The sequence below is a fragment of the Aminobacter niigataensis genome (assembly GCF_014200015.1).
Lineage (GTDB): Bacteria > Pseudomonadota > Alphaproteobacteria > Rhizobiales > Rhizobiaceae > Aminobacter > Aminobacter niigataensis.
In genome coordinates, this window is the sequence record NZ_JACHOT010000001.1 from 1,329,228 (window position 1) to 1,355,075 (window position 25,848).

The window sequence follows — 25,848 nt, forward strand, 5'->3', positions numbered from 1 at the left end:
CAAAATTGACAGAGACATAATTCGTCTCGTTATTTCACACATTCCTGGCCTCTGGAAGCGAACGTCTCAATAAAGCGGTTCCTCGAACAGCATGGTCTCGCCGTCCATCAAAGCCTTGATCTGGCCGCTGCCGTCCCTGGCCACCGCTACCTTGATGCCAAAGCTGCGTAATTCGGGTTCCGCGCCGGAGTTGCGCTTGCGCATCTCCTCCTCGATCGCCAGCCCCTCGCCTTCCGGCACGTAGAAGCGCTCGATGCCGTAGTCGACGCCGATGGTCGAGCCCGGGGGCAGGCTCCAGCCATCGGTAACGTGCCCGACCATGTCGACTTCGTCTGCGCCGGCGGGCGTTGCAGCAGCAGCGCCCAGCCAGGCGGACGTCGCGCGCCAGTAGCCGTCAGCATCCTTCTTCAGCCGCACGACGACGGGCCCCGCCGTCGCCAGCTCGCCCTGGGCCAGGTTGGCGATCTTCTCCACCTCTATGCGCGAAATGTCGTAGCCCAGCCGAACATAGTCGCCGCGCAACAGGTCGCGCGGGTCGACGGGCTCGACCTTGAGCAGCACTTCCTTGCCGTCGCGCAAGATCGCCGCACGTCCGGCGATCATCCAACCGAGGAAACCGATCTGCGCGAGCGCCAGCACGATGGCGGCAATGACGAGCTTGTAACGGGACATCATGCTGCTCCTCGGGCCGGTTCGGGCTTCATCCGTCGTTCGATGCGGATGATCGCATAAGCGAGCCCCGCCAGGATTATTGCCGCTGCGAAGAAGAAGCCGGCCGTGCCGAGCATCGAGCCGACTGTCACGAGATAGACAATCGCCAGTTCGAAGGCGAAGCCGACATAGGCGATCCAGCGCAAGCCGCGACTCTCGCGGCCAAGGAAGACGATGGTCGCGGCAATGACCGCCAGCGCGACGGCGGCGGCAATGACAAAACCCTGCTCGTCGAACCTGTCGAGCTGAACCATGCCCATACCAGAAAGGAAGCCGATCAGCGCATGCAGGGGCAGTCGCCCACCGAGTTGGACAAGGCGTTCCGCAGCGACAGGCGCCAGGGCCGCAACGGCGAGAAGCACCGCCGAGACCAGCGCAAGCACCAGGCCAACCTCCAGCGACTCATAGTGAAAGCCGAGCAGCACCGCATAGAGAATGACCGACAGCGCAATCAGATGCCGGGCAGCGCGGCTCTGCGTCCAGAACGACAGCGCCCAGAACGCCGCCATGAAGACGACGAAGAAATGCGGGAATTCCGAGCGACGGAAGATATCGAAGCCCTTCAGCACCAGCCAGGCGTCGGCGATGCCGACAGCTGCGACGGTCAGCGCGTTGGAGCGCAGCGCGGCAGCGGCAATCGCCGTGCCGATGCACCAAGTGACCACGGCCGCGCTTTCGTCGCCGGCGAAGTGGTACATCTGGCCGATCAGCGCGATCGAGCCGCCGAAAGCCGCGGCAGCGACCAGCCACAGCGCTTCGGCGATACCACCGTGGCCACGCTGCTTGAGCAAGGCGCCACCGACATAGCCTGCGAAGATGACGGCGAACAAGGCGCCGACGCGGGCAATGCGCGGGATCGCTTCCCAGTTGGCGGCGACGAGGATGAGGATGGCGGCAGCAAACAAAAGAGCCGCCATGATCGCCAGGATCGAACCGAAATTGAGCCCGTTGCGCTCGCTGGCCTCGACGTCACGAACAAGCGCGTCACCGGTTGCCCGGTCAAGCAGCCCGGTTTCGACCCATCGGCCGATGTCGTTCTTCACCTTGGTGGCATAGCTCGCCATAAGTCGCGTCCCCCTGCCCGGCTGCCTGTTGTGGCCAAACCGTTGTGATCATGGCGAATTTCAGATTCGGTCGCAATTATGACCGAAGGCTTAATGCCCATTAATGCTGCAATGCACAAAACGCATTGCTGCCATGCGAGCATAGCGCTTCAATTTTGGGCAAGGCCATCCTATCTACGCCTCGTACACAGAAGAGAAAAGAAGACGAACGGAAAACGAAGATGAACCTGATCCGCAATTACCGTAACTGGCGCCGCTACCGTGACACCGTCTCCGAGCTGAGCCGCCTGTCGAACCGTGAACTGACCGACCTCGGCATCACCCGCAGCGACATCCACTTCGTCGCGCGTAAAGCCATCTAACCGAAACCGGGTCCACTGGACCCACCTGTCCGAACCGAAAAGAGAACTAAAATGAACTTGCTCCGCACTTACCGTAACTGGCGCGCTTATCGCGAGACGGTGAACGAGCTTGGCCGTCTGTCGAACCGCCAGCTTGCCGATCTCGGCATCAATCGTGGCGAGATCCAGTCGATCGCCCGCCGCGCAATCTAATTCAAGCTTTCCGTCAGCGCCGACCTCCTCCCCGGCAATGGCGGATCCGGTCAGCTTCTTCCTCCCGATAAGCTGACCACCTTAACACACCCGCCCGACCTCCTCCCCGGGCGGGTGTCGTTACCCGAGAGCTTCGCCCTCTTCGAACTGGCGACAAGAATTCTGCCTGCGCCGACCTCCTCCCCGGCAAAGGCGAATAGGTCAGCTTCCTCCTCCCAGAAGGCTGACCACTCAAAACGACACCTGCCGGATCCTCCTCCCCCGGCAGGTGTTGTTACCCCGAGAGCATCGCCCTCTTCGAACTGGCGACAAGAATTCTGCCTGCGCCGACCTCCTCCCCGGCAAAGGCGAATAGGTCAGCTTCCTCCTCCCAGAAGGCTGACCACCCAAAACGACACCCGCCGGATCTCCTCCCCCGGCGGGTGTTGTTGTTTTGGCCCGCGAAAGTTCCAATTCGGTCCGATGTGCTGCTGTCTAGTTCAGCGCGCCGCTTTCGAGCACGCCACGCTGCTTCCAGTCGCGTAGCGGGATGATGTCGGGGGCGCCGCCCATCGGGGCATACCAGGAATCAACGACCCATTTCACGCCATCGGGCGCGCGGACCACGGCTGTCCAGTGCGGATAGCGGCCGTCGAGCAGGAAGCCACGCGAGGTTCTCGCCTCGACCTTGTGGTACCTGAACAGGCCACGCCCCTGGAGATAGCGCAGCAGCGCGTCAGTGTTGGTCGATTCGTCGACGCAATCCATCTGACCCTTGATCTTCGAGGCGCCGAACTCCGACTGGGGTGCGTCGCGTACGCCGGTCACCTGCTGCGCCCGCTTCTCGAAATAGCCCACTGCCCTTGCAATCGCCGCGCGCTCGGCTTTCGGCGAGGATCGGCCCGCAGCAAGGATCGAGGCAAATCTCGCAGCATCGCCTGGCCCGATGTCGAGGCGCGAACGGAAGGCGCAACTATAGCCATGGCAGATGTCGATGCGCTTCGTGCCCGGCGCGGCGTGGCTCGGCTTGGGGACAGCACCGACGGTCGAGACGGATAGCAGGCCCGCCAGCAGCACATGAGAGATTGAAAGCCTCGTCATGGCAGCATCTTAAAAGTTGCCGCGCAGCGCCCGCAACCCCCTATCACCCGGCGCAATCGTTGCATTCGCCCGCCCAAGGGATTATTCCCGCGACCATGAGCACAAAACCCATTCACATCGTCGGCGGCGGCCTCGCCGGATCGGAAGCAGCATGGCAGGCGGCCTCGGCTGGCGTGCCGGTGATCCTGCATGAGATGCGCCCCGTGCGCGGCACCGACGCACACAAAACCGAGGGCCTGGCCGAACTGGTCTGTTCCAACTCGTTCCGGTCAGACGACGCCGAAACCAACGCGGTTGGCCTGCTGCACGCCGAGATGCGGCTTGCCGGTTCGCTGATCATGAGTGCCGGCGACGCCAACCAGGTTCCCGCCGGCGGCGCGCTCGCCGTCGACCGCGACGGCTTTTCCAACGCCGTCACCGCCCGGCTCGAAGCCCATCCGCTGATCACCATCATGCGCGAGGAAGTCACCGGCCTGCCGCCCGCCGACTGGGACCAGGCGATCATCGCCACCGGCCCGCTGACTGCTCCCTCGCTCGCCGAAGCGATCGCCGCCAGCACCGGCGCCGACGCGCTCGCCTTCTTCGACGCCATCGCGCCGATCATCCATTTCGACAGCATCGACATGAATGTCTGCTGGTTCCAGTCGCGCTACGACAAGGTCGGCCCCGGCGGCACCGGCAAGGACTACATCAACTGCCCGATGGACAAGGAGCAGTACGAGGCCTTCGTCCAGGCACTGCTCGACGGCCAGAAAACCGAGTTCAAGGAGTGGGAAGGCACGCCCTATTTCGACGGCTGCCTGCCGATCGAGATCATGGCCGAGCGCGGTCCCGAGACGTTGCGCCATGGCCCGATGAAGCCGATGGGGCTGACCAACGCCCACAACCCGACAGTCAAGGCCTATGCCGTCGTCCAACTGCGCCAGGACAATGCCCTGGGCACGCTCTACAACATGGTCGGTTTCCAGACCAAGCTGAAGCATGGCGAGCAGGTCGATGTGCTGCGGATGATTCCGGGCCTGGAAAACGCCGAATTCGCCCGCCTCGGCGGCCTGCACCGCAACACCTACCTCAATTCGCCGACGCTGCTCGACCCGACGCTGCAGCTCAAGTCGCGGCCCGGCCTGCGTTTCGCCGGCCAGATCACCGGCTGCGAGGGTTATGTCGAAAGTGCCGCCATCGGCCTGCTCGCCGGGCGCTTCGCCGCAGCCGAACGCCTCGGCCAACAAATGCCGCCGCCGCCTGCCACCACAGCCTTCGGCGCGCTGCTCAACCATATCACCGGCGGCCATATCGTTTCCGACGATGAGCCGGGCAAGCGCTCGTTCCAGCCTATGAACGTCAATTTCGGGCTGTTCCCGGTGATGGAAGCGCCCAAGGTCGAAGGCAAGCGCCTGCGCGGCAAGGAAAAGACCATCGCCAAGAAGAAGGCGATGACGGCGCGCGCGCTTGTCGATTGCCGCGCCTGGCTTGGCATTGCCGAAGCGGCACAGGCGGCGGAATAAGCGGGGCAAGACGATGGCTCCCCCCGAGACCAAGCGCCTGATCCTGAGGGAGATGGTGCCTGGCGATCAGGCGGCCATCCTGGCGGTCTTTGCCGACGACTATGCGCGCCGGTTCTATCCGGAGATGACGACCGAAAACGCTGCCATCGAATGGATCGGCAGAAACCGGGATCGCTACCGGCAGGACGGTTTCGGGCTGTGGGCGATCGTCGACAAGGCCAGCGGCGCGCTGATCGGCGATTGCGGGCCGAGCTGGCAGGACGCCGGTGGCGTTCGCATCCTCGAGATCGGCTATCATGTCGCCCCCGCTTGGCGCGGCCGCGGCATCGCGCTCGAGGCAGCCCGCGCCGCAATGGCATACGGCTTCGCAACCAGGGACGAAATGGAGATCGGCTCGATCGTCGCCACGGACAATACGGCCTCGGCAAGCGTCGCCCGACGCCTGCATCGCGACGTCCGGTCCTACGTGAACTCACGTGGCCTCGACCGCTTCTTGTTCTTCACCAGACGCGACGACCACGACGCGACCGCCTGAGGTCGTTACCAGCCGCGCGAAGCCGTCTTCAACATCAGCAGATGCTTGCGCAGCACTGAGATGCCGTCCTTGCCGCGCTCCAGCCGGTCGAGATAGGCGCCCGTCAGGGACAGCGGCAGGAATGCCGGCCGCAAGCTTACCGGCAAGGTCTTGGCGCCGCGTTCGAAGGCGCGGAGATGTTCCCGCGCGAGCGCAGCCATCGCCTGGACGGCATGCCTCGATGAAGGCGTCTTGCCGCCGGCGACAAATTCGTCCGGCGTCGTGCCGGCCGCAGCCAGGATGTCGCGTGGCACATAACATTGGCCGCGGGTGCTGTGGGCCGGCAGCAGCCGCAACAGCCCGGTGATCGCCTGCGCGCAGCCGGCGTGGCCGGCAAGCTCGGCATGTTTCGGCGCCTCGTCGGCATCGAGAACCAGTGCCGCAAGCTGGATCATCGCCGAGGCGGTCTCGCCGCAATAGCCCTCCAGATCGGTGCGCGAAGGCATCGGGTCGTCGTAGAGGTCGAAGATGCGTGCTTCGAGGTAGTTGTCGAAGGCGGCGACCGGCAGCCGATGGGTCGCAATCGCCGACATCAGGGCCGAGGCCACGGGATGGCCCGCCCCCAGCTCGCTTTGGCCCGACGCGATGACGTCGCGCCACCATTGCAGCCTGATCTCGCCCGGCATGGGCTCGCTGACGCGGTCGCGGATGGCTGCGATCTCGGCATTGAAGGCGTAAAGCGCGAGAAGCGCCGGGCGCTTTTGCTCGGGCGCATAGAGTACGGAGAGATAACGGTCGTGGTCGGAAACGCGCACCGCGTCCAACAGAGACCCTGTCGCGTCGTTCGCCTTGCTCACGTCAGTCGACGGCGATGAAGGCGGCAGCCACGGCGCGGTCTTCGGCAAGCAGCACGTTGTAGGTGCGCACGGCAGCGCCCGTCGACATCGGGTCGGCGGAGATCTTCGCTTGCTTGAGGGCCGCCCTGAGGCGCTCGGGCAAACGGCGCAACTCCTTGCCCATGCCGACGAGCAGGATTTCCACGTCGGCGGCTTCTGCAAACAGCTTTTCGAAATCCGCCGGCGTCAGCGCCAGCGGATCAGTGGGCTGCCATCCGTAGATGCCGGACGGCAGGCACAGGATCGATCCGCGGTGCGACATGTCCGCGAAGCGGAAGCCGCCGTCGCCATAGGCGTCGACGGGTGCTCGCCCGGGAAAATGCGCCTCGCGGATGATCAGTCCAGCCATGGCCTGCTACGACTTGGTCGGCTGGGCGCCGGCCGGCACCGCCGGCTTGTCCTTATCGTCGGCCTCGACGCTTTCGGGCCGCAGCCTGAACAGGATGAGCAGCGGACCAGCGACGAAGATCGACGAGTAGGTACCGACCACGATGCCGAAGATCATCGCCAGCGTGAACGACCGGATGACCTCGCCACCGAACAGGTAGAGCGAAATCAGCGCCAGAAGCGTGGTCACGCCGGTGAGCACCGTACGCGACAGCGTCTGGTTCATCGACAGGTCGAGCAATTGCTCGATCGGCATCTTCTTGTATTTTCGCAGATTTTCACGCACGCGGTCGTAGACCACGACTGTGTCGTTGATCGAATAACCGACAATAGTCAGGATCGCCGCGATACTGGTCAGGTTGAACTCGATGCCAGTCAGCACGTACAGACCGATCATCATGGTCACGTCGTGGATGGTGGCCAGGATCGCGCCCATGCCGAACTGCCACTCGAAGCGGAACCAGATGTAGATCAGCATCGCCAGCATCGCCGTCACCACGCCGATCGTACCCGACCAGGCAAGTTCGCTCGACACGGTCGGTCCGACCGATTCCACGCGGCGGAATTCGTAGTCGTTGGCAAGTTCGCCACGCACCTTTTCGACCACGCTCTGTTCGGCGTTGTCGCCGGCCTTCTGGCCCTCGACGCGGATCAACAGGGTGCTTTCGGAGCCGAATTCCTGGACCTGGACGTCACCGATGTTGAGTTCGCCCAGCCTTGCGCGGACCTCAGACGAATTGGCCGTGCCGCTCTTTGACTGCACCTCGATACTGGTGCCGCCGCGGAAGTCGATGCCGTAGTTCATCTCCATGGTGAAGAACAGGGTCATCGCTGCCAGCGATGCCAGCGCCGAAAGCGTGAAGGCATAGCGGCGCAGGGACATGAACGAATATTTGGTATTGTCCGGAACGAAGCGCACGAGGCCCTTCGGCAGTTCCTTGGGCTTTACCCGGCGCAGCCAGATCGAAACCAGCCAGCGGGTCAGGGTGAAGGCGGTGAACACCGTCGTCACGATACCAATGGCCAGGGTGACGGCGAAGCCACGCACCGGACCCGAGCCGAGATAGAACAGGATGAGCGCGGCGATGAAGGTGGTGAAGTTGGCATCGACGATGGTCGCCAGCGCTCGCGCAAAGCCTGAATCGAGCGATTGGACCAGAGATCGACCCAATTGTCGTTCTTCACGCACGCGTTCGTAGATGATGACGTTGGAGTCCACCGCCATGCCGACGGTCAGGACGATACCGGCGATGCCGGGCATCGTCAGCGTCGCCCCCAGAATGGACAGGATGGCGATGATCAGCGCCACGTTGGCGGCGAGCGCGATGTTGGCGATGATGCCGAGCGTGCCGTAGGCCACCAGCATGAAGCCGACGACGAGGGTGCCGGCGATGACCGAGGCAAACTTGCCGGCCGAGATCGAGTCGGCGCCGAGGCTCGGGCCAACCGTGCGTTCTTCCACAATCGTCAGGTCGGCAGGCAGCGCGCCAGCGCGCAGCAGCACGGCAAGGTCGTTGGCACTCTCAGCCGTGAAGCTGCCAGAGATCTGGCCCGAACCGCCGAGGATCGGCTCGTTGATACGCGGAGCCGAGATCACCTGGTTGTCGAGGATGATGGCAAACAGACGGCCGACATTCTGCTGGGTCGCCTGACCGAAGCGCGAGGCGCCCTTGCCGTCGAAGCGGAACGAGACGACGGCCTCGCTGGTACGCTGATCGAACGTCGCCTGCGCATCGACGAGGTTTTCACCCGACACGATGACCCGGTTCTCGATCAGATAGGGAATGGGCGGATCATCCTGCGAATACATCACCGTCGAGCCTGCCGGCGGACGGCCCTGCAGGGCCTCCTGCGGCGACATCGACTGGTCGACCATCTGGAAGGTCAGCTTGGCGGTCTTGCCGAGGATTTCCTTGAGGCGGGTCGGATCCTGCAGGCCCGGCACCTGGACGAGGATGCGGTCTGCGCCGGCACGCTGGATGATCGGCTCGGTCGTGCCGAGTTCGTTGACGCGGCGGCCGACGACCTCGATCGACTGCGTGACGGCGTTGGCCACGCGATATTCGATGCCGGCATCGGTCAGCGTATAGCGCAACAGGCCGGCTTCTGGCTCTTCGAGCGCAAGCTCGGTCACCGAGCCGGCGCCGAACATGCTTGCCGACACCGGCGCCACCAGCGTGGCCAGTGCGGTCTTGGCCGCCTCGACCTCGCTCGCGTCGGTGATACGCACCTGGATGGTCCTGCCGGTGCCGGTCAGGCCGGTATAGCCGATCTTGGCATCGCGCAGCATCGTGCGGATATCGTCGCGGGTCGTCTGCAGCCGCTCATCGATCAGGTCCTGCCTATCGATGGCGAGCAGCATGTGCGAACCGCCCTGAAGGTCGAGTCCGAGCGTCAACGCGCGCTTGGGAAACCATCCCGGAAGGGAATCGAGCTGAGATTGAGTCAGCATGTTCGGGAGGGTGAAGAGTACCCCGAGGAGCACGACTGCCCAGATCGAGATCGTCTTCCAGCGCGAAAAATAGAGCATATGGCCTCGTCCGTCAGGCGTGAAAGCGGTGCGTGCCGCCTCGAATACGGTTATTTCTTGGCGTTCTGGTTGGCGATCGGCTCGCCCTTGACCCGAACGTCGGAGATGGTCGCACGCAGCGCCGTCACCTTGAGGCCGTTGCCCAGATCGACCTCGAGTTCATTGTCGTCGATGACCTTGGTCACCTTGCCGACGAAACCACCACCCGTGACGACCGTGTCGCCGCGGCGGATCGACGAAAGCATCTCGCCACGCTTCTTGAGCTGGGTGCGCTGCGGGCGGATGATAAGAAAATACATGATCACGAAGATCAGCACAAACGGCAGAATGCTTACGAGAACGTCGGGCGTTCCCCCGGTGGCCTGTGCGTATGCCGGCGTGACGAACATGAATGTCTCCTGAGAAAGTATCGGGATACCGCACACCGGGACCCCGCAAATGTGCGCGGAATATAGTCGCTAAAGCGACCAATGCAACTGCGCTTGGCCCAAGCAGCGGCGCTTTTCCGCGCAATTTGAGCGTGTTACAGCGTCGCGCATTGATGAAATGTAGAGATGGACAGGATTGGTCATGGAAAAGGCGATCGAAGCACTCAACGACAAACTCGACCGTCTGATTGCCGCCGTGGCGACGTTGGCGCCGCCGGCAGCTCCGGAAACCGACATCGACAGCGCCGACTGTTTCGTTTGGGCTGCCGATCCCGGCTATCTCGAACCCGTCCACCGCGTCAACCGGGTCGACATCGGGCTGATCAAGGGCGTTGACCGGGTGCGCGACATCCTTGTCGACAACACCGAGCGCTTCGCCGCCGGCCTGCCCGCCAACAACGTGCTGTTGTGGGGCGCGCGCGGCATGGGCAAGTCGTCCCTGGTCAAGGCGGCGCACGCCAGCATCAACGCCTCGGGCAAGAGCGTCGCTCCGCTCAAGCTGATCGAAATCCACCGTGAGGACATCGACACGCTGCCCAAGCTGATGAACCTGCTCAAGGCGGCGCCCCATCGCTTCATCCTGTTCTGCGACGACCTGTCGTTCGACCACGACGATACGTCCTACAAGTCGCTCAAGGCAGCGCTCGAAGGCGGCGTCGAGGGCCGGCCGGGCAATGTGATCTTCTATGCGACGTCGAATCGCCGGCATCTTCTGCCACGCGACATGATCGACAATGAGCGCTCGACGGCGATCAACCCGTCCGAAGCAGTCGAGGAAAAGGTGTCGCTGTCGGATCGCTTCGGCCTGTGGCTCGGTTTCCACAAGTGCTCGCAGGACGAATATCTCGACATGGTCAACGGCTATGCCCGCTACCACGGTTTCGACGGGGATGCCGAAACGCTGCGCGCCGAAGCGCTGGAATGGGCAACGACCCGCGGCAGCCGCTCGGGCCGCGTTGCCTGGCAGTTCATCCAGGATCTCGCCGGCCGGCTGGGCAAGTCGCTGAAGGATTAAGCCGACCTTCCAACGAAAACGCCCGCCCCTGGTCGGGACGGGCGAAGCTGGCGGGCGAATTGGAGGTCAGGGTACCCGCTATTCCAGGAAGCCGTTCGGATCGACCGGCGTAGAGTTCTTGCGCACTTCGAAATGCAACTTCGGCGCATCGGTGGAACCGCTCATGCCGGAAAGCGCAATCTCGTCGCCACGCTTGACCTTCTGGCCGCGCTGCACCTTGAGCTGACTCGCGTGACCATAGACAGTCACGAGGCCGTTCTCGTGGCGCACCAGCACCGTGTTGCCGAATTCCTTGAGCCCGTCGCCGGCATAGATGACGACGCCGTTTTCGGCTGCCTTGACCGGCGTACCTTCCGGCACCGAGATGTCGATGCCGTCATTCGACTTGCCGCCGCCCTTGCCGTAGCTGGAAACGACCCGACCACGCACCGGCCAGCGCATGCGGTCGATACCGGTGGCATTCGGTGCTGCTTCGGCCGATTCCTCGGCCTGCTGCACCAGCTTGTCCTTCTTCGGCGGCGTGTAGGCTGCGACCGTCGGCGCTTCGGTGGGCTTGGCTGCCGCAACGGCCGGCTTGGCCGGAGCAGGCGTGCTGGTCACCACCGGATCGACGGCGGCCGGCGCTGCCTTGGCAACGGTCGTGGTGGCGGAACCGGGCACCTTCAGCGACTGACCGATACGGATGCGGCCATCCTGCAGGCCGTTGGCCTGCTTGAGAGCTGCCGTGGTGACGCCGAGCTTGTTGGCAATGCGGTTGAGCGTGTCGCCTTCGGCCACCTTGTAGCTGCTGCCAGTGCCCGTGGGCTTGGCATTCTTGTCAGCCGAAGAGTCGACCTGAGCGAGCGCGCCATTTTCCTTGGTCTTGGGCTGCTGCGGCAACACCGCAACCTTGTCCGTGGACAGTGGCTGCTGGTTGGCCGGCAGGGGCTTCTTGCCAGGCACCTTGAGCACGTTGTCCTGGGCGGGGGCCTGGGCAACCGTCGACGTCGTCGTACGATCGACGGCCGGTGCCAAGGCGGGAGCCTGGGCCGTGCGGACCGGAGCCGGAGCCATTGCCGGAGCCTGGGCAACTGCGGGAGCAGGCAGCGGCTGCGAAGAGACAGGCTCCAGGCTGCCGCGGCTCACCGAACCTGAATTGCTGGCCGCGAGCGGCGCTGCCTGGGCCTCACCCGGATAGGGCTGCTGTTGCTGGCTGATGATCGAACGCTGATTGGGCGTCGATGCCGTAAAGATGTCGTCGACGCCACCGCCGCCGAATCGCGACACTCCGGAACTGCAGCCTGCCGCCATGCCGGCAACCAGCAGAACGGCGCCACTGCGCGCCATAGAGCGTCTATTCGCCTTCAAAATACTGAAACGCATCGCACTGACCCGCGCTTTACCCGATACCAACTAGGCTTGATTAAAGCGCGTTAATGTTACCGGCCGGTTAAGGGGATCAAATAAATCAAAAGCTTCGCAAGCCACGTCGCGATAGCAGTCAAGCCGGGGGTGGCCGGGTTTCAATCGGACAGATGCGGGAGGCTCATGGGATAGGCTGGGGCGTGCCGAGGCTCAGGTCAGGCCAGCGTTGCCTGACGCTCAATACCTAGATTACGGCAGCGACGCCACGCGCCAGGGGCTGGAGCCGAACGACGCCCAGGTCTTCGCGTTCGAATCGGCTGCCGATCTTGGTCAGCTTGCAGAGCACCTGCTCGCCCTCTTCAGGACCGATCGGCGCGATCATCGTGCCGCCGCTCGACAGTTGGTCGACAAACATGCGTGGATGGCTGTCGAAGGCGGCCCATACCACGATGCGGTCGAACGGCCCCTCGCCTTGCAGCCCGTTCGAGCCGTCGGCCTGGCGCACCAGCGCGTTGTTGATGCCGAGCAATTCGAAGCGCTGGCGCGCTTGCTCGGCTAGTGTCTTGAAGCGGTCGACAGTGATGACGCGCCCGGCCAGCCGCGCCATCACGGCAGCGGTGTAGCCCGTACCGGTGCCGACCTCGAGCACGCGGTTGCCCGGCTCGATGTTGAGGGCGGCAATCACCGCGGCCTGAAGGTCGGCGCCCTCGATCGCTTCGCCACATTCGATCGGCAGCATGCGATCCGACCAGGCCATGGAATGGAATTGCCCGGCGATGAAATCCCGCCTTGGCGTTGCCTCGAAAGCGGCGATGAGATTTTTCGGAACGATGCCGCGCCCACGCAGGCGAAGAAGAAAGGCGGCGAAGCCTTCACGATCGTCCGGCATCATGTTCATGCAATTGCCTTGGCCAGTTGATCGCGCAGTTCATGCGCCGTCATGTCGAGCTTGAGCGGTGTGACCGAAATCTGCTTGTTGCGTACGGCATGCAAATCGGTGCCCGGCTTGACCTCCGGCTCGTCGCGGCCGAATCGCAGCCAGTAATATGGCAGGCTGCGGCCGTCGCGGCGCTCCTCGACCCAGATGCCGTAAGACAGCTTGCCCTGGCTCGCCACAACAGGACCCGTCACCTCTTCCGGCGGGCAGTTCGGGAAATTGACATTGAGCAGCACGCCGATAGGCAGCTCGGTGGCGATCAGCTTCCTGAGTAGCGCCGGCGCCAGCGCTTCCGCCGTCTCGTAAGGCACGATGCGCTCTTCGTTCTCGTAGACATAGGCCTGGCTCAGCGCGATCGAGCGGATGCCGATCAGCGCGCCTTCCATGGCACCGGCGACCGTGCCCGAATAGGTCACGTCGTCGGCAACGTTGAGGCCCGAATTGATGCCCGACAGGATCAGATCCGGCGGCTCAGGCAGGATCTTCCGCGCGCCCATGATGACGCAGTCGGTCGGCGTGCCATTCACCGCGTAGTGCTTGTCGCTGATCTTGCGCAACCGCAGTGGTTCCGAGATCGACAGCGAATGGGCGTAGCCCGACTGGTCGGTCTCGGGCGCCACCACCCAAACGTCGTCCGACAGCTGGTTGGCGATGCGCTCCAGGACAGCAAGCCCTTCGGCATGGATGCCGTCGTCGTTGGTCAGCAGAATGCGCATGTCACTTCGCTTCGATCTTGGTCAGGCCACCCATGTAAGGCAGCAGCACTTCAGGAATGGTTACGCTACCGTCCTCGTTCTGGTAATTCTCGATGACGGCGATCAGCGCACGACCAACGGCGACACCCGAGCCATTGAGGGTGTGCACGAAGCGCGTGCCCTTCTCTTCCTTCGGACGATAGCGGGCATCCATGCGCCGCGCCTGGAAGTCACCGCACACCGAACAGGAAGAAATCTCGCGGTAGGTATTCTGACCCGGCAGCCAGACCTCGATGTCATGGGTCTTCCGTGCGCCGAAGCCCATGTCGCCGGTGCACAGCACGACAGTGCGGAACGGCAGGCCAAGCATCTTGAGCACGTTCTCGGCGCAGTCGGTCATGCGGTCATGCTCGGCAAGCGCGCTTTCGGCATCAACGATCGAGACCAGCTCGACCTTGTAGAACTGGTGCTGGCGCAGCATGCCGCGCGTGTCGCGGCCCGCCGAGCCAGCTTCCGAGCGGAAGCAGGGCGTCAGCGCCGTCAAGCGCATCGGCAGCTGCTCGCTGGCAAGGATTTCCTCGCGCACGAGATTGGTCAGCGGCACTTCGGCGGTGGGGATCAGGCCGAGGCGGCTGTCGCCATGCGGCACGAAGAACAGGTCTTCCTCGAATTTCGGCAGCTGGTTGGTGCCAAACAGCACCTCGTCGCGCACCAGAAGCGGCGGCTGCACTTCGGTGTAGCCGTGTTCGGTCGTATGCAGGTCCAGCATGAACTGGCCGAGCGCGCGTTCGAGCCGGGCAAGCTGGCCTTTCAGCACGGTGAAACGCGCGCCCGAAAGCTTGGCGGCACGCTCGAAGTCCATCAGGCCGAGCGCCTCGCCGATCTCGAAATGCTCCTTCACCCAGTTCGGGCGCGGCATGACCTTGCCGACCTTGCGCAGTTCGACATTGTCGTTCTCGTCCTTGCCGACGGGAACGTCCTGCAGCGGAACGTTGGGAATAATCGCAAGAGCCGAATCGAGTGCCTTGTCGAGTTCGCGTTCGAGGCCCTCGCCATCCTGGATGAAGCCCTTGATCTCGGCGACTTCGGCCTTCAGCTTCTCTGCCAGGGCGGAATCACCATTGCGCATGGCGTTGCCGATTTCTTTAGACGCGGCATTGCGGCGCTCCTGCGCCTCCTGCAGCTTCGAAACGTGGGCTCGCCGCGCCTCATCCTTGGCGATCAGGTCGTCCACCGTCGAGCTCGCGACCGAAGCCGGCTGCCCACGCTTGGTCAGCGCTTCGACTAAAGCTTCAGGGTTCTCGCGAATCCATTTGATATCAAGCATTTAAAAATTTTCCGGTCGCGGCGGTTGTCGAAACGACCGCGACGGCGGATCGGGCTGTCAGCCGGCTTTCGTGCCGCTGCCTGTGCCTTCGAGCGAGGTCGGTGCTGCTTGCGTCTGCTCGGCGGGGTTGTCGCCCTCGCTCTGCGTCTCGCTCGCCACGCGCTCCTGCTCGCGCTTCTTTTCGATCATCCGGGCGGTCCAGATGGAAATCTCGTAAAGAAGGATCGTGGGAAGGGCAAGGCCGATCTGGCTGACCGGATCGGGTGGCGTCAGCACGGCGGCAACCACGAAGGCGATCACGATCGCCCATTTGCGCTTGTCGGCCAATCCCTGCGACGTCACCATACCGACGCGGGCCATCAACGTCGTCACCACCGGCAGCTGGAACACCAGGCCGAAGGAGAAGATCAGCGTCATGATCAGGCTGAGATATTCCGACACCTTGGGCAGCAGCGAAATCTGTACCTCGCCTTCGCCGCCGGTCTGCTGCATGGCGAGGAAGAACCACATCACCATCGGGGTGAAGAAGAAGTAGACCAGCGACGCCCCCATCAGGAACAGCACCGGCGAAGCGACCAGGAACGGCAGGAAAGCGGCGCGCTCGTTCTTGTAGAGGCCGGGGGCGACGAACTTGTAGATCTGCGAGGCGATCACCGGGAACGCGATCACAAGGCCGCCGAACATGGCGAGCTTGATCTGGGTGAAGAAGAATTCCTGCGGCGCCGTGTAGATGAGCTCGACCTTTTCCGGGTCGAGACCGGCCCAGCCGGTCGCCCATTTGAACGGGATGACCAGCAGATTGAACAGCTGCTTGGCAAAGAAGAAGCAGACCAGGAAGGCGACGAAAAAGCCGCCGATGGACCACATCAGCCGCGTGCGCAGCTCGATGAGATGCTCCATCAGCGGGGCCGAGGACTTTTCGATCTCGTCGTCTTCGGCGCTCACGAGGCTTTTCCTGCTTTGGTCGTCGTCTTGGCGACGGTCTTCTTGGGCGCAGCAGCCTTTGCCGGCGCTGCCTTGGCGGCGGCCGGCTTGGCTGGACTTGCCTTGGCCTTGGCTTGCGCCGCAGCCTTGGGCTTCGCGGCCGCTTTCGGCTTTGTTGCCGCCTTGGCAGCCTTGGCAGGCGCTTCGGCAACCGGCACCGGCGTAGCCTTGATTTCGGCGGCCGGGACAACCGGCGCTGCCGGCATTGCCTCCGGTCCGGCCACGCCCGGCATGACGGTTGCGCCGTTCTTCAACGGCTCGGCCGAATGCACGGAACTAGACGCCGGGTCAGCGGGTGCTGCCGGCTGCGACGGCTTCATCGCAGAATCGAGCCCGGCGCGCACGTCGGCAGCCGCCTTTTCGAACGGATTGAGCTGCTTCCTGATCTCATTGGCCGGATTGAGGCCCTTGAGATCGTCGAGCGACTTCTTGACGTCGTCGAGTTCGGCTTCTTTCAGCGCCTCGTTGAACTGGCGCTGAAAATCGCCCGCCATGGACCGTGCCTTGGTGGTCATCCGCCCTATGGTGCGGAGCATCTTGGGCAAATCCTTCGGGCCGACGACCACGATCATGACGACCGCAATCACCAGCATTTCGGTCCAGCCGATTTCAAACATGTCGGTGCGATCCGGCTAGCAAGAGACTATGGTCAGCTCTTGCTGGCCTTTTCCTTGGTCGAGTTTACGGCCTCGTCGTTGCGATGCTCGACCGTCTTGGCATCGTCGGCTTCCTCGTCCGACATGCCCTTCTTGAAGCTCTTGATGCCCTTGGCCATGTCGCCCATCAGTTCGGGGATCTTGCCACGGCCAAACAGCAGCAGCACGACGACCAGAACGATCAGCCAGTGCCAGATTGAAAACGAACCCATTGAACTCTCTCTTGAACAGTTTCCCTGCGATTGATCTAGGCTCTTTCGCTTCCAGATTCAAACACTAGAACATCCGCTTTCCGAAGCGACAGCCATATATCACGAGCTTTTACGGACAAAGCGCCGCAGCGCACACGCGCCCTGACCGGCGTCTCCGCTCCCGGCACCGCAAGCTCCAGCAATTCGACGACGCCGAGATAGCGGCGCGAAATGATGCGAGCCTGAGTCTCGCCGGTGTCTTCGCTGACGTCGATGCCGGTCAGGCGCACGGCTACCGATACCTGGGTACCGTCGGCGACCGACGTTTCGACCTCGCCGACCGGTGTATCTGCATAACCATCGACAACCCTGGCCGAAAAGACATTCAACTCCGAGAAGAAGCCGGCGGCGAACAGATTTGCCGGCCTGAGGTAGAGGTCGTCCGCCCTGCCCGTCTGCACCAGTTGGCCGTCCTTCAGCAGGGCGATGCGGTCGCCCATGCGCATCGCCTCCTCGGCGTCGTGGGTGACGACGATCGCGGTTGCCCGGCTTTCGCGCAGAATTGCCAGCGTCTCGGCGCGCACCGTATCCTTTAGCCGCGAATCTAGGCCGGAAAACGGCTCGTCCATCAACAGCACTGCCGGCCGCGGCGCGAGCGCACGGGCAAGGGCGACGCGCTGCTGCTCGCCGCCGGACAGCGCGTGCGGGTAGTTGTCGGCATAGTGCTCAAGGCCGACGCGGTTGAGCGCGATCAAGGCCTCGCGCTTGCCCTCGTCCCGCGACAGGGCGGTCAGGCCAAAACGGACATTGTCCAGGATGGTCAAATGCGGAAACAGGGCGAAATCCTGGAAGACCAGGCCGATCGAGCGCTGTTCCGGCGGCAGGAATACCGAGGGGCCGGCAATCTCCTTGCCGTTGAGCATCACCTGGCCGGATGTCTGGGCCTCAATGCCGGCGGCGATCCTCAGCAGCGTCGTCTTGCCCGAACCGGAGGGGCCAAGCAGACACAGAACCTCACCCGGTTCAGCGGCAAGGCTGACGCCGCGCAGCGTCTCGGCGCCATTGGCGAAGGAATGTCGGATATTTTCGAAAGCCAGGCGTGCGGCAAAAGTCACGCCCGCGGTGACGCGGGAAACCGTCTGGGCTTGATTGGTCGTCACAGAATGGACCTCGCAGGGCCGGTTCCACACCGGCGCCGGTCAATCATCTGTGACGCGGGGTGTCAACAGGCCAAGCTCCTCAAGATCGATGTCCGTCAGCGGATCCTCATCTTCGGTGAGCAGATCCGGGTCGGACGGCGGCAACGGCACCGAGAAGCCGGGCGGCATGCGCGTGGAGAGCAGCCCTGCTCCCTTCAGCTCTTCCATGCCGGGCAGGTCGCGTATTTCCTCCAGGCCGAAATGGTCGAGGAACTTGTCGGTGGTGCCATAGGTGACCGGTCGGCCCGGTGTCTTGCGGCGGCCGCGCATGCGCACCCACTCGGTTTCCATCAGCGTGTCGAGCGTACCCTTGGAGGTTTCGACGCCGCGGATGTCCTCGATCTCGGCGCGTGTCACCGGCTGGTGGTAGGCAATCACCGAAAGCACTTCGAGTGCCGCGCGCGACAGCTTCTTTTGCTGGACCGTGTCGCGGCTCATCAGGAAAGCGAGGTCGCCGGCGGTGCGGAAGGCCCATGAATCCGCGACCTTGACCAGATTGACGCCGCGGCGCTCGTAGATGCGCTGCAGTTCGGCCATCGCCGCAGGCACGTCGATGCCTTCGGGCAGTCGCGAAACAAGCTGCCGCTCGCTCACCGGCTCGGCGCTGGCGAAGACGATCGCCTCGGCCATGCGTACGGCCTCGGCGAGATGCAGCCGTACCGCGGGGTTGCGTTCGACGGCATCGCCATCCTCGTCGTCGAGGGAGAACGGAACGACGTTTGATCCTTCGGTCATGAAGCACCTTCGGTCTGCCGGGGGGCGGATTGGCGTTCGCGCAGATAGATCGGCGCGAATGGCTCGTGTTGGCGGATTTCGACGCTGCCGTCGCGAACCATTTCGAGGCTCGCGGCGAAGGAACTGGCAAGCGCTGTTGCGCGCTCCTCCGGGCCGGTCATGTAGCGGATGAGAAAATGGTCGAGCGCGGTCCAGTCCTTCAATTCACCGACCATGCGGGCCAGGATGTCGCGCGCCTGCTTGAGCGACCAGACGCCGCGCTTGGCGATCTGCACGTTGGTGATGGCCTGGCGCTGCCGCTGGCCGGCATAGGCGCTCAACAGGTCGTAGAGCGAGGCCGAGTATTCGTTGCGCTTGTCGATGATGACGAGTTCCGGCGCGCCGCGCTGGAAGACGTCGCGTCCAAGCCGGTTGCGGTTGACCAGCCGCGAGGCGGCATCGCGCATGGCTTCAAGCCGCTTGAGCCTGAACTGCAGCACGGCTGCCAGTTCCTCGCCGCTTTCGCCTTCATCGCCCGGCAGCTTGGGGATCAAGAGCTTCGACTTGAGGAAGGCGAGCCACGCCGCCATGACCAGATAGTCGGCGGCAAGCTCCAGCCGCAAGGCCCGCGCCTGCGAGACGAAGATGAGGTACTGCTCGACAAGCGCCAGGATCGAAATGCGCGACAGGTCCACCCGCTGGCTGCGCGCCAGGTGCAGCAGGAGGTCGAGCGGGCCTTCGAAGCCGGCGACGTCGACGACCAGCGACGGATCGTCCGTCATGCGCTCGTCGGCGTTCTCCGCCCACAGGCGGTCCATCGGTGCTGGCTTTTGGGCCTTGCTTTCCAATGCGTCCGCCAAATCCGTGCCTTCTCCTTGAGAGGCTATGCAACTGCCTCGAAATATTGTCCGAATTCCGCCCGAAGCGACGCTTCATCGTGGCCGTCGCCCGCCTTGACCGCGGCAAGGGCCTTTTCAGCGCGCTCAAGCGACTTCCCGGAAAGTGCCGTCGCCCGCGAGGCGATGCCCTCCATCTCCTCCATCACCCCGTTGCAATGAAGGACAAGATCGACGCCCGCCGCAAGGATCGCCGCCGACTTTGAAGGGAAATCCCCAGAAAGTGCCTTCATCGAGGTGTCGTCGCTGACCAGGAGACCGTCGAAGCCGATCTCGCCGCGCACGATCTCCTCGATGACCTTGCGCGACGTCGTCGCAGGTGCTGACGGATCGACGGCGCTGAAGATCACATGCGCGGTCATGGCGATCGGCAGGTGGTTCAGCGCCTTGAACGGCGCGAAGTCGTGCGCGCGCAGCTGGTCGAGCGGCGTGTCCACCGTCGGCAATTCGAAATGGGTATCGGCAAAGGCGCGGCCATGGCCTGGAATGTGCTTCATGACCGGCAGGATGCCGCCTGAAAGCAGCCCCTCGGCAGCGGCGCGGCCGAGTGCCGTAACGCTATCGGGGTCCTTGCCGTAGGCACGCGCGCCGATGACGTCGCTGGCGCCCTCGACTGGAACATCCAGCACCGGGAGGCAGTCGGCAGTGATGCCGTAGCGGGCGAGATCGAAGGCATGCAGGCGGGCGAGCAACCACGTCGCCCTCAGGCCCGCCTCGCGGTCGCTGCGATAGAGCGCGCCGAGCGCGCCGCCTGCGGGATAGTTCGGCGCCAGCGGCGGGCGCAGGCGCTGCACGCGCCCGCCCTCCTGGTCGATGAAGACAGGGGCGTCCGGCCGACCGACACTGTCACGCATGGCTGCGACGAGATCGCGGATCTGCTCCGGCTCCTTGACGTTGCGGGCAAAGAGGATGAAGCCCCACGGCCGCTCCCGGCGATAAAAGGCAATCTCTTCAGCGGTGAGCGACAGGCCTGCACAGCCAAGGATGATGGACTTTGATTCGGTCATGTCAGGAGCTTAGCGCCTTTTTGGGTGAGATAGAATCGGCTGCAATCTGCGGGCGAGCCGGAAACGAAAAACGGCACAGCAGATGCCGCGCCGTTTGCCGGTTGGAAAGTCGCAAGCCTACTTCGAGACGAAGCAGTTGCCGCCTGCAGCCTTGTAGCTCTCGCACAGGCTAACCGCGTCGTTGCGGGTGCCGGCCGGCACGCGGACGCGCCAGAAGGTGCCCTTGCCGGCGATCTCGGCCTTGACGATGCTGACCTCGCGGCCGTTGAGCACGCTACCGTAGCGGCGCGCCAGATCGGCGTAAGTCGACTTGGCCGCGGCTTCGCTCGGCTGCGAGGCGATCTGCATCGCCCATGCGCCCGAGGCTGCTGCGGTCGGGGCCGACGGTGCAAGGGCTGCGACCTGGTCCGGCTTGACCTCGCCGACGACGTTGACGGGCTGTTCAGAAGGACGCTGCGGCGCGATCGGAGCCGAAGCAGGCGTATTTGCCGACTGGGCAGCCGCCTGGGTGTTGGCAACCGGCGCAAGCGCGGGCTGCGAAGGCACCGTGCCGGTGGCCTCGCTGGCAGGCTCGGCAACGCGCTGCGGCGCCGGATCGTTGGGCTCGGCTGCGGCCACGGCAGCAGGTGCCGGATCTTCGCGCGGCACGAGGGTGCCGTCGGGCCTCACCACCATGGTACGGACCTTGCGCGGTGCGACAGCGGCAGTCTCGGTGCTGGCGTCGGGCTGGTCGGCCTGAGCCGCCTGCGCGACGCGATCCTCTGCCTTCGGCAGCGGCGCATCGGCAGTCTCGTCCGCATCCAGCGGCAGCGTGTCATTGGCGCGTGCCTCGGCGTCCTGCGCCACCACGTCGATCGGCTCTTCGGTGTTGGTGACCAGCTTTTCCTGCGCCGGCGCACCGTTGGCGGCACCGCCTGCGACACGGTCGTAGACCTTGTTGTCCTGGTTCGGCACGGTCATGCCGCCCGGATTTTCCGGCTTGACCTTGATCGGCGTCCCGTCAGCCTTGACGATGACAGGCGCCCCAGCGTCTTCGCTGCCGCCGAAGGACAGTCCCCAGGCGCCGATGCCGCCGACAACGGCGACCGCACCGACGATGGCGGCGATCATCAGGCCGCGACGGGCCGGACGGGCTGCGGCCGGCGAGCCGGGCAGCGCTTCCATGGCTTCGTCAAAATCCGGGTCGTAGTCGAAGTCGTCAACCGGTGCCTGCTCGCGCGGCGCGGAACCGCGTCCCTGGTGCATGCCACCAAGATCAAATCCGGTCAGTCGATCGTCGCCCTGCTGCGCCTGGGACTGGCGCCCGGCATACATGGCGGCCGCGCCGGCGGTAGCAGCAGCTGCAATTGCCTCCGAGGGAAATTCGATCGGCTGCGACGCATCGCCATCGCGCAGCGTCTTGCGATCGAACCCGCTGGCATAAGGATTGGGCTCGTAGCTCGACGAAACCGACGGCTTGCTTGCCTCGGGAGCGTTCATCTCGTTCATGAGATTCGTGAATTCGCTGTCGAGATCATCGTAGGGCGGCGCCGGCGGCGCATCGTCTTCGAAGGACAGCTCGGGAATGTCGAGATCGTCGGCAAGCGCGACGGCCTTCTCCGGCACGTCCACTGTCTCCACGTCTGGCGCATCGTCAAAGGACGAAACGGCGGCGAACAATTCGGCTTCGAGATCGTCGGCAACGTCGGCGACAGGCTCGGCCTGCTGCACGTAGGGCTCGGGCTCGGCCTCCTGCTCGTAATGCTCAGGCTCGGCCGTCGGCACATAAGCTTCGGCAGGCGCAGCATAGGTCTCGGGCTGATAGCTCGGCTGCGTCTCGGCGACAGGCGTCGATGCACGCGGAGCCACTGGTGTGCCCAGACCCCAACTGCGGGCCTGCTCGTAGCGCGAAGCAGCAAGCGGCCGATCTGCTGCCGCAGCGATAGCTGCAGGCGCGACGGCTTCGGTCGCGGCCGTTGCCACGCTGCGTTCGAAAGCCATGTCGAAGGCGTCGTCGTCGAAATTGACATCGACGTCGGCCTGCTGGTCATAGCTGGGCTCGGTGTAGCCGGCATGGGATGCGACAGCAGCCGCATCATCCGTGGCTGCGAAATCCTCGATCTGCTGAGTGTCATCGGCGTAGGACGTCGCATAGTCGGCGTCTTCAACCGACTGCGGCTCGATTTCAGCGGGCTGCTCGGGCGCCCAGAATGAGCTGGTGAACGCCGGCTCCGGTTCGACGGCAACTGGCTCTTCGACGCGAAGCGGTGCAGGCTCGGAAAGAGCCTTGGCCTGGCTGCTCATGGTTCCGAGCAGCGCGTTGAGCTCGTCCTCGAGGCTGGTGTCTTCTGCAACGGCGGCTGCGGCTGCCGGTGTAACCTCGGGTTCATAGGCCGGCTCCTGAGCAACAGCAGGCTCGTAGGCAGGCTCTTCGTCGCGCAGGGCGTCCTGCAAGCGACGCTCGAACCCGTCGTAGTCCTGGGCCTGGGCGACGGGGGCCGCCACTGCTTGCTGTTCTTCGACCAGGTCCTCGTGGGAGAAAGCAATTTCAGCCTCTGCCGGCTGATATTCGCCAAGCGTCAGCTGATCGTCGGCCTCGCTCCCGGCGGCATAGTCCGCACCATCAGCAACATAGTCCGCACCATCATGGGCAGCGAAATCCATGTCGACATCGGCAAGGGCGACATGGAATTCGGCATCGAGATCGGTTTCAAGGGGAGCCTGGTAGGCAATCGGCGCCTCGACCTGGGCGGCAGTCTCCTCGATCGGCAGCTCTTCGAGCGTGAAATGTTCGTCGAGGGAGGCGGCGACGGCATCGTCGAACGCCGCTTCGGCCGCGACATCGGCCACGGGCGCATAGGCTGCGAAAGTCGGCTCGGCGGCGAAAGCGGGCTCAACGGCATAGGCCGGCTCGACCGCATAGGCCTGGTCTTCAGGGCGCAGCAATTCGTCCTCGAGCGAAAACTCCTGCTCGAAGGATGCGGCAACGGCATCGTCGAACGAAGCATCGGAGACGAATTCCGGTTCCTGCGCGCGGCCATAGCCAGATTGTTCGAAACCAGCCTCGACGGGCGCGTAGGCGGACGGCGCGTCAGCCTGAACATAGGCCGCGGGCGCGTCACGCTCCGGTGCTGCCACCAGATCGTCGCCGGCCAGTTCGCCAAGCAATTCCTTCTCCAGGTCGATGCCGAAATCGTCGTCCATCGCCGGCTCGACACGAGCAGCGGGCGCACCAACATCCTGGCGCACCACAGGCTGGCGCGGATCGAAGCCCATGATCCTCGTCAGCTCGGCGAACGGATCTTCGTCGGCGAAATCGTTCTTATCGGCGATCTTCAGCTGGGGTCTGTCTGCCATTCTTTTTCCCGAACTCTCGCACTTTTTTCGGACGCCATGAACGTCGCGTAAGGTTGGCCCTTACCAGCGCAATGTGGGCAAAAGGTGACAGAAAGCCTCTGTTAACCTAGCGCATTTCGGTCGGCGCATCCGCCCCGATCAACGCCAGGCCCGACGTCAAGACGTCCGAAACAGCCTGCACCAGCCCGAGTCTGGCATGGGTCAATTCTGGATCGTTAACCTTAACAAACCGTAAGTCGGGGTTGTCCGTGCCGCGATTCCAGTGTCCGTGGAAGGTGCTGGCGAGATCGTAGAGGTAGAATGCCAGCCTGTGCGGCTCCATCGACTGGGCAGCGGATTCGATCAGGCGCGGATACTCGGCAAGCTTCTTGACGAGCGCGATCTCGCCTTCGTCGGCAAGCCGTTCGACTGGGCCGATCAGGCCTGCACGTGCGAACTCTGCTACGCCGAGCTGTTCCTTCGCCTGCCGGAACACCGAATGGCAGCGCGCCGAAGCATACTGCACATAGAACACCGGGTTGTCTTTCGACTGCTCGGTGACCTTGGCGAAATCGAAATCGAGCGGCGCATCGCTCTTGCGATAGAGCATCATGAAGCGGATTGCGTCGCGGCCGACTTCCTCGACCACTTCGCGCAAGGTGATGAACTCCCCTGCCCGCTTGGACATGCGCACTGGCTCGCCGTCGCGGAACAGCTTGACCAGCTGGCAGAGCAGCACGTCGAGCTTCACGGCACCGTCGGTAACCGCGCGCGCCAGCGCTTCCATGCGCTTGACGTAGCCGCCATGGTCGGCGCCGAGCACGAACACCAGTTCCTCGAAACCGCGATCGACCTTGTCCTTCAGGTAGGCGACGTCGGCGGCGAAATAGGTGAATGCACCGTCCGACTTGACCAGCGGCCGGTCCATGTCGTCGCCAACCTCGGTCGAGCGGAACAAGGTCTGCTCGCGGTCTTCCCAGTCATCCGGCTTCTCGCCCTTGGGCGGCGGCAGCTTGCCCTTGTAGATGTGGCCCTTCAGCGTCAGGTCGCTGATCGCCGAGCGGATCGCCTTGGCGTTGTCGGCGTGCAGCGTGCGCTCGGAGAAGAACACCTCGTGGCGGACGTTGAGCAGCGCCAGGTCTTCGCGGATCATCACCATCATGGCGTCGATGGTCCGGTCCTTGACGATGGCAAGCGCCTCGTCCTCGGGCTTCTGCAGGAGGTCGCGGCCAAACTCCTTGGCGAGGTCCTGGCCGACCGGCACGAGATAGTCGCCTGGGTAAAGCCCGGCCGGAATCTCGCCGATCTCGTCGCCCAATGCCTCGCGATAACGCAGCATCACCGAGCGACCGAGCACGTCGATCTGCACGCCGGCGTCGTTGATGTAGTATTCCTTGGTTACGTCATAGCCGGCAAAGCCGAGGATGTTGGCAAGCGCATCACCGACCACCGCGCCGCGGCAGTGGCCGACATGCATCGGCCCGGTCGGATTGGCCGAAACGTATTCGACGTTGACCCGCTTGTTGTTGCCGAAGCCCGAGCGGCCGTATTCGGCGCCGCGCGACAGCAGATCGGCCAGATGCTTGTGCCAGAACGCGTCCTTGAGCTTGAGGTTGACGAAACCCGGGCCGGCAACCTCGGCATTGACCACATCGGCGTCCTTGGCGAGTTCGGCGACCAACCGCTCGGCCAGCGCGCGCGGGTTCTGGCCCGTCGGCTTGGCCAGAACCATCGCCGCATTGGTCGCCAGATCGCCATGGGTGGCGTCGCGCGGCGGCTCGACGGCGATGCGCGTCAGATCGAGCGCGCCGCCATCTTTGGGAGTCAATTCAAGCGCTTCGACGGCTTTGGTGATCCGCTCGCTGAAATCGGCGAAAATATTCATGTGCTCGGCTCTGG

At 63.9% G+C, this 25,848-nt stretch carries 25 protein-coding genes; 5 read left to right on the forward strand and 20 right to left on the reverse strand.

Annotated features, from left to right (window positions below):
- Nucleotides 1-66 precede the first annotated feature (66 nt).
- Together GGQ99_RS06790 and GGQ99_RS06795 are read right to left on the reverse strand one after the other, a co-directional pair.
- The gene (locus tag GGQ99_RS06790) at nucleotides 67-675 is read right to left on the reverse strand and encodes a GDYXXLXY domain-containing protein (protein ID WP_183261561.1); all 609 of its coding nucleotides are present in this window, start codon (nucleotides 673-675) and stop codon (nucleotides 67-69) included.
- On the reverse strand, nucleotides 672-1,775 hold the full coding sequence (locus GGQ99_RS06795) for a DUF2157 domain-containing protein (protein WP_183261563.1): 1,104 nt from the start codon (nucleotides 1,773-1,775) through the stop codon (nucleotides 672-674). Before GGQ99_RS06795 ends, GGQ99_RS06790 begins: the two co-directional genes overlap by 4 nt.
- Nucleotides 1,776-1,996: 221 nt before the next feature.
- On the opposite strand from GGQ99_RS06795, the gene GGQ99_RS06800 reads away from it, so the two are divergent.
- Complete coding sequence (locus GGQ99_RS06800; RefSeq protein WP_082496386.1) at nucleotides 1,997-2,137, forward strand: DUF1127 domain-containing protein; 141 nt, start codon at nucleotides 1,997-1,999, stop codon at nucleotides 2,135-2,137.
- 51 nt (nucleotides 2,138-2,188) lie between these two features.
- Nucleotides 2,189-2,329 (forward strand): DUF1127 domain-containing protein, encoded by a 141-nt coding sequence (locus GGQ99_RS06805; RefSeq protein WP_018427695.1) that lies wholly within the window; start codon nucleotides 2,189-2,191, stop codon nucleotides 2,327-2,329.
- 474 nt (nucleotides 2,330-2,803) lie between these two features.
- On the opposite strand, the gene GGQ99_RS06810 is transcribed toward GGQ99_RS06805, so the two are convergent.
- Nucleotides 2,804-3,409 (reverse strand): hypothetical protein, encoded by a 606-nt coding sequence (locus GGQ99_RS06810; protein WP_183261565.1) that lies wholly within the window; start codon nucleotides 3,407-3,409, stop codon nucleotides 2,804-2,806.
- Between the two features lie 95 nt (nucleotides 3,410-3,504).
- Between GGQ99_RS06810 and trmFO the strand changes: the two genes are divergently transcribed.
- Nucleotides 3,505-4,914, forward strand: a complete 1,410-nt coding sequence (trmFO, locus tag GGQ99_RS06815) for a methylenetetrahydrofolate--tRNA-(uracil(54)-C(5))-methyltransferase (FADH(2)-oxidizing) TrmFO (protein WP_183261567.1) — start codon at nucleotides 3,505-3,507, stop codon at nucleotides 4,912-4,914.
- A gap of 13 nt (nucleotides 4,915-4,927) precedes the next feature.
- Nucleotides 4,928-5,449: a GNAT family N-acetyltransferase gene (locus GGQ99_RS06820; RefSeq protein WP_183261569.1), complete on the forward strand. Its 522-nt coding sequence runs from the start codon at nucleotides 4,928-4,930 to the stop codon at nucleotides 5,447-5,449.
- 5 nt (nucleotides 5,450-5,454) lie between these two features.
- Here GGQ99_RS06820 and GGQ99_RS06825 read toward each other — a convergent pair whose 3' ends face one another.
- The 4 genes from GGQ99_RS06825 to yajC are packed head-to-tail and all read right to left on the reverse strand — an operon-like array spanning nucleotide 5,455 to nucleotide 9,630.
- A complete protein-coding gene (locus tag GGQ99_RS06825) occupies nucleotides 5,455-6,285 on the reverse strand; it encodes a phytoene/squalene synthase family protein (RefSeq protein ID WP_343061691.1) in 831 nt (276 codons plus the stop codon).
- A 1-nt stretch (nucleotide 6,286) separates the two neighbouring features.
- On the reverse strand, nucleotides 6,287-6,673 hold the full coding sequence (locus GGQ99_RS06830) for an Mth938-like domain-containing protein (protein ID WP_183261571.1): 387 nt from the start codon (nucleotides 6,671-6,673) through the stop codon (nucleotides 6,287-6,289).
- 6 nt (nucleotides 6,674-6,679) lie between these two features.
- Nucleotides 6,680-9,241 (reverse strand): protein translocase subunit SecDF, encoded by a 2,562-nt coding sequence (secDF, locus tag GGQ99_RS06835; RefSeq protein WP_183261573.1) that lies wholly within the window; start codon nucleotides 9,239-9,241, stop codon nucleotides 6,680-6,682.
- A 50-nt stretch (nucleotides 9,242-9,291) separates the two neighbouring features.
- Nucleotides 9,292-9,630 (reverse strand): preprotein translocase subunit YajC, encoded by a 339-nt coding sequence (gene yajC, locus GGQ99_RS06840; protein WP_108608306.1) that lies wholly within the window; start codon nucleotides 9,628-9,630, stop codon nucleotides 9,292-9,294.
- Between the two features lie 181 nt (nucleotides 9,631-9,811).
- Between yajC and GGQ99_RS06845 the strand changes: the two genes are divergently transcribed.
- Nucleotides 9,812-10,684, forward strand: coding sequence for an ATP-binding protein (locus GGQ99_RS06845; RefSeq protein WP_108608307.1), 873 nt, complete (start codon nucleotides 9,812-9,814; stop codon nucleotides 10,682-10,684).
- A 78-nt stretch (nucleotides 10,685-10,762) separates the two neighbouring features.
- On the opposite strand, the gene GGQ99_RS06850 is transcribed toward GGQ99_RS06845, so the two are convergent.
- The 13 genes from GGQ99_RS06850 to argS form a co-directional block, all read right to left on the reverse strand.
- Entirely contained in the window at nucleotides 10,763-12,010 is a 1,248-nt protein-coding gene (locus tag GGQ99_RS06850) for a peptidoglycan DD-metalloendopeptidase family protein (RefSeq protein ID WP_425486777.1), read from the reverse strand.
- A gap of 262 nt (nucleotides 12,011-12,272) precedes the next feature.
- Entirely contained in the window at nucleotides 12,273-12,926 is a 654-nt protein-coding gene (locus GGQ99_RS06855; protein ID WP_108608309.1) for a protein-L-isoaspartate(D-aspartate) O-methyltransferase, read from the reverse strand.
- A complete protein-coding gene (gene surE, locus GGQ99_RS06860) occupies nucleotides 12,923-13,681 on the reverse strand; it encodes a 5'/3'-nucleotidase SurE (protein WP_108608310.1) in 759 nt (252 codons plus the stop codon). The genes GGQ99_RS06855 and surE overlap by 4 nt, the downstream gene beginning before the upstream one ends.
- 1 nt (nucleotide 13,682) lies before the next feature.
- Nucleotides 13,683-14,987, reverse strand: a complete 1,305-nt coding sequence (gene serS, locus GGQ99_RS06865) for a serine--tRNA ligase (RefSeq protein WP_183261576.1) — start codon at nucleotides 14,985-14,987, stop codon at nucleotides 13,683-13,685.
- Between the two features lie 57 nt (nucleotides 14,988-15,044).
- The gene (gene tatC, locus GGQ99_RS06870) at nucleotides 15,045-15,887 is read right to left on the reverse strand and encodes a twin-arginine translocase subunit TatC (RefSeq protein WP_183262376.1); all 843 of its coding nucleotides are present in this window, start codon (nucleotides 15,885-15,887) and stop codon (nucleotides 15,045-15,047) included.
- A 41-nt stretch (nucleotides 15,888-15,928) separates the two neighbouring features.
- Complete coding sequence (gene tatB / locus GGQ99_RS06875) at nucleotides 15,929-16,588, reverse strand: Sec-independent protein translocase protein TatB (RefSeq protein WP_183261578.1); 660 nt, start codon at nucleotides 16,586-16,588, stop codon at nucleotides 15,929-15,931.
- 32 nt (nucleotides 16,589-16,620) lie between these two features.
- Entirely contained in the window at nucleotides 16,621-16,839 is a 219-nt protein-coding gene (locus GGQ99_RS06880) for a twin-arginine translocase TatA/TatE family subunit (protein WP_108608313.1), read from the reverse strand.
- A 35-nt stretch (nucleotides 16,840-16,874) separates the two neighbouring features.
- Nucleotides 16,875-17,978 carry an ABC transporter ATP-binding protein gene (locus tag GGQ99_RS06885; RefSeq protein WP_108608314.1) on the reverse strand — a complete coding sequence of 368 codons (1,104 nt, stop codon included), beginning with the start codon at nucleotides 17,976-17,978 and terminating at the stop codon, nucleotides 16,875-16,877.
- Nucleotides 17,979-18,017: 39 nt separating this feature from the next.
- Nucleotides 18,018-18,752: an SMC-Scp complex subunit ScpB gene (gene scpB / locus GGQ99_RS06890; RefSeq protein WP_183261579.1), complete on the reverse strand. Its 735-nt coding sequence runs from the start codon at nucleotides 18,750-18,752 to the stop codon at nucleotides 18,018-18,020.
- On the reverse strand, nucleotides 18,749-19,549 hold the full coding sequence (locus tag GGQ99_RS06895; RefSeq protein WP_183262377.1) for a segregation and condensation protein A: 801 nt from the start codon (nucleotides 19,547-19,549) through the stop codon (nucleotides 18,749-18,751). Before GGQ99_RS06895 ends, scpB begins: the two co-directional genes overlap by 4 nt.
- Nucleotides 19,550-19,614: 65 nt before the next feature.
- Nucleotides 19,615-20,634 (reverse strand): beta-N-acetylhexosaminidase, encoded by a 1,020-nt coding sequence (gene nagZ, locus GGQ99_RS06900; RefSeq protein ID WP_183261597.1) that lies wholly within the window; start codon nucleotides 20,632-20,634, stop codon nucleotides 19,615-19,617.
- A gap of 117 nt (nucleotides 20,635-20,751) precedes the next feature.
- Nucleotides 20,752-23,970, reverse strand: coding sequence for an SPOR domain-containing protein (locus tag GGQ99_RS06905; RefSeq protein WP_183261599.1), 3,219 nt, complete (start codon nucleotides 23,968-23,970; stop codon nucleotides 20,752-20,754).
- Between the two features lie 106 nt (nucleotides 23,971-24,076).
- Nucleotides 24,077-25,834, reverse strand: coding sequence for an arginine--tRNA ligase (argS, locus tag GGQ99_RS06910; protein WP_183261601.1), 1,758 nt, complete (start codon nucleotides 25,832-25,834; stop codon nucleotides 24,077-24,079).
- Nucleotides 25,835-25,848 lie beyond the last annotated feature (14 nt).